Annotated in this window: 11 protein-coding genes; 3 read left to right on the top strand and 8 right to left on the bottom strand. The window is 63.9% G+C overall.

The features are described 5' to 3' along the window. The first annotated feature begins 366 nt into the window (after positions 1-366). Positions 367-1,791, top strand: a complete 1,425-nt coding sequence (locus PCJ49_RS01620) for a porin (RefSeq protein ID WP_269909405.1) — start codon at positions 367-369, stop codon at positions 1,789-1,791. Between the two features lie 111 nt (positions 1,792-1,902). Here the strand turns inward: PCJ49_RS01620 and PCJ49_RS01615 are convergent, their stop codons facing one another. From PCJ49_RS01615 to PCJ49_RS01605, 3 genes are all read right to left on the bottom strand, one after another. Next, positions 1,903-2,754 (bottom strand): NlpC/P60 family protein, encoded by an 852-nt coding sequence (locus PCJ49_RS01615; RefSeq protein ID WP_269909404.1) that lies wholly within the window; start codon positions 2,752-2,754, stop codon positions 1,903-1,905. Continuing rightward, entirely contained in the window at positions 2,751-3,197 is a 447-nt protein-coding gene (locus tag PCJ49_RS01610) for a MarR family transcriptional regulator (RefSeq protein WP_089287229.1), read from the bottom strand. Before PCJ49_RS01610 ends, PCJ49_RS01615 begins: the two co-directional genes overlap by 4 nt. A 117-nt stretch (positions 3,198-3,314) precedes the next feature. Next, positions 3,315-4,700 carry a leucyl aminopeptidase family protein gene (locus PCJ49_RS01605; RefSeq protein WP_269909403.1) on the bottom strand — a complete coding sequence of 462 codons (1,386 nt, stop codon included), beginning with the start codon at positions 4,698-4,700 and terminating at the stop codon, positions 3,315-3,317. A 105-nt stretch (positions 4,701-4,805) separates the two neighbouring features. Between PCJ49_RS01605 and PCJ49_RS01600 the strand changes: the two genes are divergently transcribed. After that, a complete protein-coding gene (locus PCJ49_RS01600) occupies positions 4,806-5,477 on the top strand; it encodes a glutathione S-transferase family protein (protein ID WP_269909402.1) in 672 nt (223 codons plus the stop codon). A gap of 127 nt (positions 5,478-5,604) precedes the next feature. Beyond that, positions 5,605-6,756 (top strand): iron-containing alcohol dehydrogenase, encoded by a 1,152-nt coding sequence (locus PCJ49_RS01595; RefSeq protein ID WP_269909401.1) that lies wholly within the window; start codon positions 5,605-5,607, stop codon positions 6,754-6,756. Positions 6,757-6,828: 72 nt separating this feature from the next. Here PCJ49_RS01595 and PCJ49_RS01590 read toward each other — a convergent pair whose 3' ends face one another. From PCJ49_RS01590 to PCJ49_RS01570, 5 genes are all read right to left on the bottom strand, one after another. Further along, positions 6,829-9,174 (bottom strand): TonB-dependent receptor, encoded by a 2,346-nt coding sequence (locus PCJ49_RS01590; RefSeq protein WP_269909400.1) that lies wholly within the window; start codon positions 9,172-9,174, stop codon positions 6,829-6,831. A 126-nt stretch (positions 9,175-9,300) separates the two neighbouring features. Beyond that, positions 9,301-10,545 carry an SGNH/GDSL hydrolase family protein gene (locus PCJ49_RS01585; protein WP_269909399.1) on the bottom strand — a complete coding sequence of 415 codons (1,245 nt, stop codon included), beginning with the start codon at positions 10,543-10,545 and terminating at the stop codon, positions 9,301-9,303. After that, a complete protein-coding gene (locus PCJ49_RS01580) occupies positions 10,542-12,293 on the bottom strand; it encodes a tannase/feruloyl esterase family alpha/beta hydrolase (protein WP_269909398.1) in 1,752 nt (583 codons plus the stop codon). The genes PCJ49_RS01585 and PCJ49_RS01580 overlap by 4 nt, the downstream gene beginning before the upstream one ends. A 228-nt stretch (positions 12,294-12,521) precedes the next feature. After that, the gene (gene bktB, locus PCJ49_RS01575) at positions 12,522-13,709 is read right to left on the bottom strand and encodes a beta-ketothiolase BktB (RefSeq protein ID WP_269909397.1); all 1,188 of its coding nucleotides are present in this window, start codon (positions 13,707-13,709) and stop codon (positions 12,522-12,524) included. 120 nt (positions 13,710-13,829) lie between these two features. Then, positions 13,830-14,606 carry an enoyl-CoA hydratase gene (locus PCJ49_RS01570; RefSeq protein WP_269909396.1) on the bottom strand — a complete coding sequence of 259 codons (777 nt, stop codon included), beginning with the start codon at positions 14,604-14,606 and terminating at the stop codon, positions 13,830-13,832. Positions 14,607-14,608: the final 2 nt, after the last annotated feature.

Genomic DNA, 14,608 nt, shown 5'->3' with positions numbered 1-14,608 from the left:
CCTGGTCTTGACGCATTGCTGTCGGTTTTAACCCTTGTCCCATAGTTCCCGCTATCATCTTGCCTTTCAATCATTATTTGCGCGCGCATATGGAAGACACCCTTGTCGTGGCGGGTGGCACGCCCTTTTCAGCGATGACAGGCGGGATATGACAGGGTCGTGACAATCCAGCACCCGCCGGCACGTGTTCAATATGCAACACCGGCCACCAGTCATTTTTCTGCAATAAAACCACATCAAATCGGTAATAGGCTTTTGATAGCCCTCCGGCAGGGCTTGGGACGATCCGACCTAGTTTTCGGCGCGGTGCCGACAGCGGAACGTTATCCGGCTTTTCTCGGCGCGAATCCCACCGGAGAAACAACAATGACCTTCAAGACTTCCCTGCTGGCCGGCACGATGCTCGGCGCGGCCTTCATCGCCGCCCCGGCCATGGCCCAGAGCGCGGGCAGCGCTTCACAGGCTCAGCTGGATGCGTTGGCCCAGCAGATCCAGGCCCTGCAGGGCCAGCTGACCAGCCTGAAGGACAGCGTCGCCAAGGATAAGGTCGCCAATGAAAAGAAGCTGGCTGACCTGCCGAAAGTGACGGCCGATGGCGGCCGTATGCGCGTGCAGACCGCCGACAAGAAGTTCGACGTGGCCCTGCGCGCCCGTATCCACATGGATTACGGCACCTGGGTGCACAAGGATAACTTCACCACCGACGCCACCGACGGTTTCCAGCTGCGCCGCGCCTTCCTGGGCGTTGCCGGCACCGTGTACAATGACTGGGGCTTTGAGTTCACCGGCAACTTCGCCAACGACCGTGGCGGTGCCTCCCAGATTCAGGCCGCCAACATCACCTATAACGGCATCAAGAACAGCCAGGTGATCCTGGGCGTGTTCCAGCCGAAATTCACCCTGGATGACAGCACGTCCTCCAACGACATCGCCTTCCTGGAACGCGCCCCGATTGGCAACATCGTTGTCGGTATCGGCGGTTCCGACAGCCGTACCGGCGTCGGTATCTCCACCAAGGGTGACAATTACTTCCTCGCTGGTTACGTGACCGGCAACCAGACTGGCACCACCGGCACCATCGACGACATGGTCAACCTGCTGGGCCGCGCCGCCTATCAGTTCTACAGCAGCAACGAAGGCGGTGCTGGTATCGGCGTGTCGGGTGTCTATCAGGTCACCCCGCAGGCCGCCGCCCGCACCAGCGCCACCCAGATCACCACCAGCACCTCGTTCGGCGACCGTCCGGGCCTGCGTATCGGCGGTAACCGCACCTCGCTCACCAGCACCGGCACGATCAACCAGATCGAAGGTCAGTGGGCCTATGGCGCCGACCTGGGCGCCAACTTCAAGAACTTCTGGGTCGCTGGCGAATATTACGTGTTCGGCGCCGACACTGAAGAGCGTCTGCCGGGCACCACCACCCGCAACAGCTTCCAGGATCCGGAATTCGACGGCTACTATGTTTCCGCTGGTTACATCCTGACCGGCGAGCGTCGCAGCTACAAGCCGGGTGAATGGGCGGGCGTGAAGCCGGCTTGGCCGGTTGGCCAGAACGGCTTTGGCGCTTGGGAACTGGCGGCCCGTTACTCCACCGTCAACCTGATCGATCGCGCTGGTGGTGTTGCTGGCAGCGGCACCGGTGAGGAAAAGAACTGGACCATCGGTGTGAACTGGTACGTGAACAACGCCATCCGCTTCATGCTGAACTATGTCAACACCACGGTTGAGCGCCCGACCGGCCCCGATCAGGGCCTGGACGCGGTTGCCCTGCGTATGCAGTTCCAGTTCTGATCCCTGTCGGGACCAGAATATTTCAAGGCAAGGCCCGCCGGTCATCTGACCGGCGGGCCTTCGCTTTTAAAAAGAAATGCCGCCGCCATCACAGCGGCGGCACTGACCAGATCACAGGCGTTTGACGGCGCTGATGCCCTTAGCCCCGGCACGGGCGATCACATCGGCCAGCGGTTCGGCCACCACTTCCATATGGAAGGCGTTGGCGTGCAGCAGCCTTTCCCCATCCAGCATGATGCCAACATGGCCGGGGAAGAACACCAGATCGCCACGCTGGAACGCGACGCCCGTTCCATCGCTGGAAACCAGGGTGCCGATGGCCGCCTGCTGCTGGTCGCTGTCACGCGGGCAATTGATGCCGGCGGCCAGCAAGGCCACCTGCACCAGCCCGGAACAATCAATGCCGATGCTGGTGCGACCACCCCAGAGATAGGGCGTGCCGACAAAACGTTCAGCCACCGCCACCGGGTCGGCAGCCTTCTCCGCAATGGGGGCGATGTGGCGGATATGCAGCCAGCCGCCGCCGGCCAGCTGCCGCCAGTCGCCCTCTTCCCCCGCCACGGCCACCAGGGCGCCCATGGGCAGGATATCGACGAAGGGCAGCTTCAGGTCCGGACCGGGATAGAGCAGGGTGCGCAGTGCCGTCACCTTGTGCGTCGGCGGCACCGGGTCGGCATCCAACGCCTCCACCCGCAGCCAGCCGACATAACCATCGGTTCCATTCTGGCCCCAGGCCCAGCCATCATGCTCCTCCAGCACGGTGAAGGCTTCACCATGCAGCAGTTCCGATGCCTGCCGCGCCTCATAGCCCGGCTCTTCCTTCAGGGTGGCGAAGCCGGCGCCAATCTGGCAGGGCACACCATCAATGAAGCGGGCAGCCGTGACCTTGCCACGCAGATAGGAGGCGGCGAGGTCATCCCGATACGGGTGAACGCGCTTGTCGAGAATTTCTTGGTCGGTCATGCCGAAGGGGCCAGGGCTTCCGGTCGGGCGCCTTCCACCGCCAGGGCGGCGACGGCGCCATTCATATCCAGCGGGGCATCAAACGCCCCGCCATCTTCGCCAACCGGTACGGCCGTGCGCCCCGCATCGATCACCATCTGGCCAAACTCGGCCAGATGTACGGACCCTTTCACGGTCCGCTGAACCAATACATTGCGCCGATCATCCTGGTCGCGCTTGCGCTTGATGTAGCCCAGTCGGCCCAACCGGTCCAGCGCGCGGGTGATGGCGGGCTTGGAGACATTCAGCGTCTGTGCCAGCCCGCGCACCGTATGGGGCGGCGGGGTCAAATAGACCGTCAGCATCAGGGCCAATTGCCGTGCCGACAGGTCCGGCCCGTCCTTGCGGACAGAGGCGACCAGCGCCCCACGCCAGAGTTGCAGCGCCTCAAGGTTCCGTGACATGCCCGCCCCCGACCGCTTCGCGCCGGGTTTTGCGGAAAATCGCAACCGGACGCGAAACGGAGTTTGCCGAATAAAGCGTTTTTCGGCAAGTCGGGAACGAATCAGCCCGCAGCGGGTTTACGCCACCGGCGGAAACCGCTTCGCGATCACGTTGAAAAAGGCGCGCAGTGTCATCGCCTCCCCGCCTTCCGGGCGGCCGGGGCGGCTGCTGGCGTTCCAGGAATAAAGGTCGACATGGGCCCAGACCGTGTCCTTGGAGACGAACTGTTCCAGGAACAGGGCCGCCGTGATGGCCCCGGCCATGCCGCCGCCTGGCGCATTGTTGAGATCGGCGATCTTGCTATCGAGCTGCGGGCGATAGCCCTGCCACAGCGGCAGGCGCCACAGCGGATCGTCGGTCGCCGCTGCTTCTGCCGCAATCTCCGCCGCCAGCGCATCGTCATTGCTGAACAGAGCCGGCAGGTCGGCCCCCAGCGCCACCCGGGCGGCCCCCGTCAGCGTGGCGAAATCCAGCAGCAGCGCCGGCTTCTCGCTATCCGCCTCTGCCAAGGCGTCGCAGAGAATCAACCGGCCCTCGGCATCGGTATTGCCGATTTCCACCGTCAACCCTTTGCGGGTGGGGATGATATCCATCGGGCGGAAGGCATTGCCGGCCACGGCATTTTCCACCGCCGGCACCAGCACGCGCAGCCGCACCGGAAGCTTGGCATCCATCACCATGCGGGCCAGCGCCAGGGCGTGCGCCCCGCCGCCCATATCCTTCTTCATCATCAGCATTGAAGAAGCCGGCTTGATATCCAGCCCGCCCGTATCAAAACACACACCCTTGCCGACCAGCGTGACCAGCGGATGGGCGGCATCACCCCAGCGGATATCGATCAGGCGCGGGGCCTTCTCGGCGGCACGGCCGACGGCATGGATCATCGGGTAATTCTGCGCCAGCAGATCATCACCCACGATCACGCTGAAACTGGCGCCGAATTCCGTTGCCAGCGCCTCGGCAGCGGCGGCCAGTTCCGGCGGCCCCATATCCTCGCACGGGGTGTTCACCAGATCGCGCACCAGCGTGGCAGAGCGGGCAAAGCGCTGCACCGCCGCCGCATCGGCATTGGCGGGCAGTACCAGACTGGCAAAGCTCTTGGTTGATTTCTTGTAGCGGGTGAACTGATAGCAGGCCAGGGCCCAGCCGGTGGCAACAGCGGTCGCCGTCGTCGGCTCCAGCGCCGTGTCAAGGACATAGCTGCCGGCGGGCAGGCTGCCCGGCAGACCGGCCAGCGACCAGATATCCAGTTTCTCCGCGACACCGACCAGCACACGCACCAGCGCCCCATCGGCGCCGCCGATCAGGGCGGTGCTGCCGGGGGTGGCCTTGAAACCCAGACGGCGCACCCAGGCGGCCTCTGCCGCCGGTGCGGCGGTCAGCCAGCCATCCAGCGCATCCTTGGTCAGCAGCGTCAGGGGAACGGTATCGGCGGCGGGGGCGGTCAGCAGACAGGTCAGCACTTGGGGCTTGGTCCTTTTGCAGAGACGGGTATGGATTTTCGGGCTTGGTCGCCCTTTCTTCCAGCCCTACTCTCCCCCGGCCCCCATCGCAATGGTGAAGCTGAGATGACGACGCCCACCCCCACCGATCTGACGCTGGTGATCGCCAATAAGCGTTATTCCTCCTGGTCGCTGCGCCCCTGGCTGGCCCTGCGCGCCGCCGGTGCTGCGTTTGATGAAGTCCTGGTGCCGCTGCGCACGCCGGAAACCCGGCAGGCGCTGCTGACCCATGGCCCGACCGGCAAGGCCCCGGTGCTGAAGCAAGGCGATCTGACCGTCTGGGACAGTCTGGCCATCTGCGACTATGTGGCGGAGCTGTTCCCGCAGGCGCAGCTTTGGCCCGCCGATGCCAAGGCGCGCGCCGTGGCCCGCTCGGTGGCAGCGGAAATGCATTCCGGTTTCATGGATTTGCGCCGCAACCTGTTCTTCGATCTGCGTCAGGTGCATGAGGTGCCGGAGCGGGTGGCTGCCGCTGCCGGCGATATCGCCCGTATCCAGGCGCTGTGGGCCGATTGCCGCGCCCGATTCGGGGCCGGCGGCCCCTTCCTGTTCGGCCATTTCACCATCGCGGATGCCATGTATGCCCCCGTCTGCGTGCGGCTGCGCGGCTGGAAGGGTGTTGTACTGACGCCAGAGGCCGACGCCTATATCGACGCCATCTTCGCCCTGCCCGCCATGCGGGAATGGGTGGCGGCCGCAGCTGCGGAACCCTGGGTGATTGATTACCTGAACATCTGATCCAGCCGCCCTTTATCCGCCATGTGGCCACCCTGGAATATTTCCATGGGCGGCCTGTGGCCCCGGCATTACCGCTGCATCCGATAAGGCAACCACCGCCCGCAAACCGCCATCAGGGAGCCCGCCCATGTCCGCCCCGTCCTTCCGCTTCCGCTATGGTCCCCGCGTGTTGAGCGGTCCCGGCACGGCCGGACAGGTGGCAGACCATCTGCCAGCCGGCCCCTGCCTGCTGGTGACGGACAAGGGCGTGCGCAGCCTGGGCCTGCTGGCCCCGGTGCTGGAGGCATTGGAAAAGGCCGGCATCCCGGTCAGCATTTTCGATGCGGTGGAACCCGACCCCTCGCGCGAGACCGTATTGGCCACGGTGGCCGCTGGCAGGTCGGCGGGTGCTGTTTCCGTGCTGGGCGTGGGCGGCGGCAGCCCGATGGATGTGGCCAAGCTGGCGGCCTATCTGCTGGCCTCCGGCGATGATCTGGAAACGATCTGGGGTGTGGAACAGGCCAAGGGCAAGCGCCTGCCCCTGTTGCTGGTCCCCACCACGGCCGGTACGGGGTCGGAGGCCACGCCCGTCACCGTCATCTCCGTCGGCAATGGCGAAAAACGCGGTGTCAGCGCCGGGGTTCTGCTGCCCGATGTCAGCGTGCTGGACCCGCTGCTGACCCTGGGACTGCCGCCGCACGTGACGGCGGCCACCGGCATTGATGCCATGGTTCACGCCATCGAATCCTATACCAGCGCCCGGCTGAAAAACCCGATGTCGGACATGCTGGCACGCGAAGCGCTGCGCCTGCTGTCGGCCAACCTGCTGAAGGCCTGCCGCACGCCCGGCGATGTGGAAGCGCGCAGCGCCATGCTGCTGGGTGCCCATCTGGCCGGTGTTGCCTTCGCCAATGCGCCGGTGGCGGGTGTCCATGCCCTGGCCTATCCGCTGGGCGGGCTGTTCCATGTACCGCACGGCCTGTCCAACGCGCTGGTGCTGCCGCATGTGATGGCCTTCAACATGCCGGCGGCAGCCCCGCTTTATGCCGAGCTGGCACCGTTGGTCGATCCTTCGCTGGCAGGTCTCTCCCCTGCGACCCAGGCGGAAGGGCTGGTGGCCGCCATGGTCACCCTGTCGCGGGAAAGCGGCCTGCCGCAGCAGATGCGCGCCGTGGGCGTGATGGAAGCCGACCTGCCGCAGATGGCGAAGGACGCGATGCTGCAACAGCGCCTGCTGGTCAACAACCCGCGCCCCATTCTGGAAGCCGATGCCCTGGCCATCTACCAAGCCGCCTGGTGACAAAAAAAGCGGCCCCGCACCCTGTTGCACAGGATAGCGGGGCCGTGGGAGGAAGGTTAAGCCAAAGGCATCCTAGAAGCTCGCCCCCACCCGCAGGCCAACCGTGCGGCCGGGGTTATAGGTGGCTGTCGTGGAACTCCAGACCACGGTGGTCTGATTGGCCACGCGCTTGTCTTCCACATTATTGACGAAGGCATTGGCGAAATAGCGCTGATCGGCGCTGTCCCAGCGCAGGTTCAGGTCCGTCTTGCTATAACCGCCATTGCGACCCTGCACATAATTGGCACTGTCGCTGAACGTCTTTGACTGCACATAGAAATCGATTGCAGGGCTAAGCGTGCTGCCGCCCGGCAGGTCAAAAATATGCTCATAGCCCAGCCGCGCGCTCCAGCGCGGGGCATTGGCCAGCTGGTTGCCGGAGAAATCCGCCACCGCACCGGGAATGGGCGCATAGCCCATGATGGGGGCGAAGATATTATACATCACATCGGCGCTGTGCAGATTGTCCGATGCATTGGGGAAACGCTTATATTTCCCATCCAGATAGGAGAGATAGGCCGAGATGCGGTCGTTGCGCGTGGGGCGGAACAGGCTTTCCAGTTCCACACCCCGGATCCGCGCCTTGGCGGCATTGGTGGTGACCGCCACCGGCCCGGTGGCGGTGCTGATCACACTGGATACCTGCAGATCCTGGTAATCCATGTTGAACAGGGTCGCCGACAGGAACAGCTTGCGATCCAGCAGGTTACCGCGCAACCCGGCTTCATAGTTCGTCACCGTTTCCGGCCGATAGCTTCTATAAGGGGCCGGGTTGGTGCTGGATTGCAATCCACCGGCACGATAGCCGGTGCTGACCGTGGCATAGCCCATGATTTCATCGGTGAAATCATAGTCCAAACCCGCCTTCCAACTGACCTTGCTGAATTTCTCCGACGCGCGCGCCCGGTCGTCCGTCAGGCCCAGGCCGCCGGCCGGACAAGTGGTGCTGTTGATATTCTGCCGGGTGACGGTGCCGCCGAAGCAGACCAGTTCCTGCTGGCCACCATGCACCGTGTCCCAGGTGGAGCGCAGACCGGCCAGCAGACGGAACCGGTCCGTCACGCGGAAGGTGCCCTGGGCAAACACGGCTGCGGATTCACTGCCCCAATCCGTATAGCTGTTCACCACATCCACCGCAGCGATGGTGGAGATCTGCTTGCCGGTACCGGCCGAGATGGGGCCGAAGGCATTGAACACGCTGGCGAACGGGGCCGGTGCCGTATTGCCGGCGTGCAACAGGCGCTTGCCGGATGGCGTGTCGTCCCAATAATAATAGCCGCCGCCGACCAGTGAAATCCGCTCCGCCTCGTAATTGATATCCAGTTCGTGGGAACTGGCCTTTTGGCGCTGGTCCAGATATTCTTGCGAGAAGACGCCGGTGCTGGCCAGCACGCCATCATTTTTCAACACGGAATAACCGGCCAGATAGGTTGCTGTCACCGCGTCGGAAATCTCCCAGGTCAGGCGGGAACGGGCGGTGTATTCCTGCACATCCTTGCCATTGTCGCGCACCTTCTGGATGCCGGGATTGGGTTCATGGGTGTTGATGATCTCTGCCGGGCCGAAGCGGCCCGTCTTCAGATCAGCATTGGGGTAATAATTATAGTTGGCCAGGTAAACCAGCGGGGTCGTGCCTTCGTCCTGGCCATAATTCAGCGACAGGCGCCAGGTCAGATTATCGGCAATATTCCAACGGCTGGTCAGGCGCACCCCGGTCTGGTCCGTCTTGTCGAACCGGTCCTGGGCCGAATATCGCGGCGACAGCCCGTCATTGACATGCCGAAAGGCAGAGACACGTAGGGCAAAATTATCGGCCACCGGCAGGTCCGTATGCAGGCGGACCTGCACATCCTGATGCGATCCATATTGCACATCGCCGCTGACGGCGTAATCGTTGCCCGGATCGGCCGTATTGATATTCACCACGCCCGCCGTGGCGTTACGGCCATGCACGGTGCCCTGCGGCCCGCGCAGCACCTCAATGGCGCCGATATCAAACATGCCCAGCGTCAGCGTGGTGGCAAAGGGGGCATAGATGCCATCCACCTGCGTCGCCACGGTGGAATAGCCGCTGAAGCCATTATTGCTGCCGATGCCGCGCATGGCAAAGCCGTTCTGGCTGAACTGCAGGTTCGGCACCGTGGTGACCAGATCTTCCGCCACGGTGATATTCTGGCGGTCCAGAATATCCGGGTTCAGCACGGAAACGGCGATGGGCGCCTTGCCCAGCGTCTCCTTCACCTTCTGTGCCGTCACCACGATTTCCGCCAGCACATCGTCCGATGCGTCGGTTTCAGCCGCCAGGGCCGCCGCCGAAACAAGCATGGTGCTGGCCGACAGCAACAAGGCGGTACGCATAGCCTTCCATGGACGTGTCATTTTCCTTCCCCTCAATGTTTGTTGGTTATGGTCTTTGGCCCGGCATCGCCGGAAAGCAGGCAGCAAGTCCCCGTCCCCGCGCCCAGGGGCGCGGGTTGTCTCTGTCCTTCCGGGGTCCGGCTCGCTTTACTTCAGCAGAACACCCAGTGCTGTCTCCGCCATGGCGCGGTAACCGGCATCCGACGGGTGCAGCTTGTCGCCACTGTCATAGGCCGGCTTGATCCGCTGCGGATCGGCGCTGTCACGCACGGCAGCATCAAAATCGATGACGCTGTCAAATTCCCCGCTGGTGCGAATCCAGCGGTTCAACTCCTGCCGCACCACTTCCTTTTCGGGCGTCGCATAGCCAGGGAAAGGGGAGCCCAGGAAGGGGGTCAGGGTGGCACCGTGGATTTTCACCCCCCGCGCCTTGGCCCTGGCGATCAGCTGGCGATAACCGGCAATCAGGTCCGCCGCTGTGACAACCGGGTGATGGCCCGGACCACGCGGATTTTCCAGCCCGCTCAAGCCCAGATCATTGATGCCTTCCAACAGCACGATATCGGTGACGCCGGGCACCGACAGGGCATCGCGGTCGAAACGGGCCAGCGCCGCCGGCCCCATTTCGTCCCGCAGGACGCGGTTACCGGCGATGCCGGCATTGGCGATGGCGACATCATTCTGCCCCTTCTGACGCAGCAGGGCCGCCAGCTGGTCGGGCCAGCCGCGCATCATTGCATCCTTGGCCCCGGTGCCATCGGTGATGGAATCACCGAAGGTGACGATGGTGCGCGCCGTCTTGGTGGCGCGTACCAGGATGGCAGAAACAATCTCCCGCCCGGTTTCAACCCGCGCGCCGGTCAGTTTGGCCGCCCGCGTCTGATCGGCACCGGCCGCCACCTCCACCACATGCAGCGGGTCGGCCTGGGGAATGGTCACCGCGGCCGGCAGATGCAGGGTCACATAAACGATGGCACCGGCTGCCACCTGCAGGGGCAGCGGATCGCTCACCAGCGGGGCGCCGGCGGCAATGCGGGCCGAGCTGTCACCGGAAAAGCGCAGCGGGGCCACGCTCTTGCTGTCCAGATTGCCGGCCGCATCCGCCAGGGCAATGGTCACCGCCGATACAAGCACATCCGTGGGCAGGGTTTCGGCAGACAGGCGGACGCGAACCTCATCCCCCGCAGCGGTGATGCGCATCTTGTAGCGCAGCGTGCCCTGCACTTCCGCCGGCGGACGCCAGAAATCGAAGGGCAGCTTCTCCAGATTTAAGGAGGGGCTGGAGGCCCAGCTTTGCACCCAGCGCCCATCCGGTGCCGCCAGGGCGGCCGGCACACAGATCAGGGCCAGGGCCGAAACGGATAATAGCCGCTTGAACAAGCAATTCTTCACGACTTCTTTCCTCCCACGCATTGGAAGCTTTCAGCGGCTTCCTTGTTTCCCGTGCCGTCATAGCGGGCATAGGTTGGATAGGGACAGAGCGGCCGCGTCCGGCCGGGCCAGGGGCTTTGCGGCCCGGCTGTGGCGGTCAGGCTTTCGGGGGCCTGGCCCCGTTCCACCCAATCGACCATGGCCTGGAAGGCGGCAAAACGGTCTGTCGCGGGGCCATCGCCGCAATGGCCCATGCCGGGCACCGGGAAGACCCGAACAAAGCCGGCCACCTGCCCGCCATAGCGTTCATCCATCTCCCGATACCAATTGAGCGTATCATTGATGGAGAAGACCGGATCGGAGACACCATGCGGCACGATCAGCTTGCCGCCACGGGCGCGGAAAGCATCGATATCGGGGGACCGTGCCGACATTTCCTCCCAGGCGGATATCTTGAAGGGTGCCGCCACCCGGTGGATCAGGTCGCCATCCTTTTGAAAATCAAAGGTCAGTTGCTGTTCAAATATCTGCTGCGGGTCCATGCCCAAGGACCGGGGAGCGGGCGAAAACAGCCCATGCAAGGCGGCACCGCCGATCACCACATTCAGCGGCGGGACCGGCGGCTGGGCAAGGCCCAGTTTCCACACCGCCCAATCCGGCGATCCGATCCCGGCATCCCAAGGCCATTCCGTATAAAGGGCGGCACCGCCCTTCCCTTTCGGCCCGGCCAGCGATTTTTTCAGCGCGGCCAGCTTGCCGGGATCAACACAGCCATCCTTGGCGCCGGTAGCGCATTGCACGCTTTCCAGCGCCTTTTGCAATTTGGCGCCGCCGCATTGGCCATAACGGCTGATAATGCCATCGGCAAGCCCATCATCGCCATCGCAGGCATCCAGCACCGCCCGGCGGATCAGCACAAAATCATCGGCACTGAACAGCCGCGACAGGGCAGAAACCGACCGCTTGCCCTTTTCATCCGGCGGCAGCAGGGCGCCAAAGACCTGCACATCCCAATTCTGCGCCAGGGCGGCACGCGGCAGCGACATGCCGGGGGCACCGGCAACAATGCCGTCAAACAGATCGGGGAAGCGGTGGGCGGCCATCAGCCCTTCCTGCCCACCCTTGGAACAACCGGCGAAATAGGAATGGTCGGCCATGCGACCATAAAAGCGGCTGATCAGCGCCTTGGCACTGCCCGCAACCGTTTGCAGGGAGGCATAGGCGTAGTTTCGCCGCGCTTCGGGGTCCCAGCCGAAGGCGACAGGGCCGCCACGGGCGGGGTCGCTGTTACTGGCATTGTCATGGCCGGAATCCTGGCTGACCACGGCATAGCCCTGGTTGATCGCCGGTTCCGTCAGGCCGGCACCGGGAACCAGCCCCAGCGCATTGCCGATATTGCCATTGGTGCCGCCGCCGCCCTGGAACAGGAAGCGGCCATTCCAGTTTTCCGGCAGGCGCAAGCGGAAGCGGATTGCGTAATGCTGACCGTCAATGCCCGTGCGCGGTGCCATGGTCGCATCGATAACGCAATGCGACTTCAGGGCCGGCGGCGGACCAGCGGGCCGTTCCAACGGCTCCGGCGGCACGGTCGCGCCGTCCGGCAGATAGCGGGCGGCCTGCACCTGGGTGGATGCATCAGGCCATTGCCCCTGCATCAGGGTGGCAACGGCCGCACAGCGCCCCGCAAAGGCAGGCTCAGCCGCGCCGACCGGTGCCGCCCAACCGACAATTGCCGTGGAAAGCGACAGCGATGCAGCGCATCCTGCCAACAGTCTGGTTCTGGAGACCCTGGCCACCTGTACCTCCCGAATTATTTGTTTTGTTCTTAAATATAACCATACTCCCACATTACAAACGATTGCAACGGCGTTTTTGACAGAATCAGAAAATTCCAGTCATGATGACATAACCAACCGCACCATGGACAAAAAGAAAGGGCGGCACCCGGATGGTTCCGGGGCCGCCCCTTGCATAGGGTTATCGAGAAGCTGGGCGGATCAGACCCGTTCCACCACCATGGCAATGCCCTGGCCGCCGCCGATGCACATGGTGATCAAGCCATAGCGGCCGCCGGTGCGGGCCAGTTCATAGATGGCCTTCACGGTGATGATGGTGCCTGTCGCCCCCACCGGATGGCCCAGCGAAACGCCGCTGCCATTGGGGTTCACCTTGGCCGGGTCGAAGCCCAGCAGCTTAGAGACCGCACAGGCTTGGGCGGCGAACGCCTCATTGCTTTCAATCACATCGATATCCGCCAGCGACAGGCCGGCGCGCTGCAGGGCGATGGGCACGGCATGGACGGGGCCCAGCCCCATCACCTCCGGCTCCACCCCGGCATGACCCCAGCCCAGGATGCGGGCCATGGGCTTGATGCCACGCGCGGCAGCGGCATCGGCGGACATCAGCGTCACCGCCGCTGCCCCGTCATTCACGCCCGACGCATTGCCCGCTGTCACCGTGCTATCCTTCTTGAAGGCGGGTTTCAGCTTGGCGAAATCATCGGGTTTGGCATCGGGCCGCACATGTTCATCGGTGTCGAACAGGCGGGTAGCCCCGCGTGCCTTCACCTCCACCGGCAGGATTTGGTCCTTGAAGCGACCTTCGGCAATGGCGCGGGCGGCACGGCTGTGGCTTTCCAGCGCCAGCGCATCCTGGGCGGCACGGTCGATCTCGTGGCGCTCGGCCACATTTTCCGCCGTGACGCCCATATGGATCTTGTGGAACGGGTCGGTCAGCACCGCCACCATGGCATCGACAACGGCCGCATCGCCCATGCGCTGGCCCCAGCGCACAGAGGGGATGACATGGGGCGACCGGCTCATGCTTTCCGCCCCGCCGGCCACAGCGATCTCACATTCCCCCAACCGGATCATCTGGGCAACGGAGATGATGGCCTGCACGCCGGAACCGCAGAGCCGGTTCAGCGTCAGCGCCGGGGCTGCGGTTGGGATGCCGGCATTCACCGCCGCCACGCGCGCCATATAGGCATCCTGCGGGCCGGACGGGATCACCTGCCCCATCACCACATGCTGCACATCCGCCGGGGTCAGCCCGGCGCGGCGCACCGCCTCGGCAATCACCAGGCTGCCCAGTTCAGCCGGCGCAATATCCTTCAGGCTGCCACCGAAACCGCCAATGGCGGTTCGGGTGCCGGAAACGATCACCACTTCATTCAACGCACCCATCGCCATTCCTCCCGGATTTCGTGTTTTATCCATGTCGATAAATTAGTTTTTTACCGCATCGCACGCAAGAAACTTTCGCAGATGCAAAAAGGGGCCGACCCATCGGCCGGCCCCTTTTCATCAACGGCCCTTGAAAGCCGGTGGGCGTTTTTCCGCAAAGGCGGCCATGCCTTCCTTCTGGTCTTCCAGGCCGAAGGTGCTGTGGAACACCCGGCGTTCGAACAACAGCCCTTCGGCCAGGCTGCTTTCAAAGGCGCGGTTCACACTCTCCTTCGCCATCATGGCCACCGGACGGGACATGGCGGCGATCTTTTCCGCCACCTTCAGCACCTCCGCCATCAGGTCGGCCAGCGGCACCACGCGGGCGACAAGGCCGGACCGCTCCGCCTCCGCCGCATCCATCATCCGGCCGGTCAGGCACATTTCCATGGCCTTGGCCTTGCCGATGGCGCGGGTCAGGCGCTGGGTGCCACCGGCACCGGGGATGGTACCGATGGTGATTTCCGGCTGGCCGAACTTGGCATTGTCTGCCGCAATGATGAAATCCGCCATCATCGCCAATTCACAACCGCCGCCCAGGGCATAGCCGGCCACGGCGGCGATGGTGGGCTTGCGGCAGGTGGCCAACCGGCCCCATTTCTTGGTGATAAAATCGTTCAGATAGGCGTCCATATGGCTGAAGCCGGCCATCTCCTTGATGTCGGCCCCGGCGGCGAACGCCTTTTCCGACCCGGTGACGACGATCACGCCGATGGCGGGGTCCGACTCCAGACCGTTCAGCGCCTGTTCCATCTCCGTCACCAGCGCATCGCAGAGTGCGTTCAGCGCCTTGGGACGGTTCAGCGTGACGATGCCGACGGCACCCTTGGTTTCAACCAGGATATTCTCGTAGCTCACGG

The sequence above is a fragment of the Niveispirillum sp. BGYR6 genome, assembly GCF_027568365.1.
Taxonomy (GTDB): domain Bacteria; phylum Pseudomonadota; class Alphaproteobacteria; order Azospirillales; family Azospirillaceae; genus Niveispirillum.
This window is presented reverse-complemented; position numbering and strand designations above follow the sequence as displayed.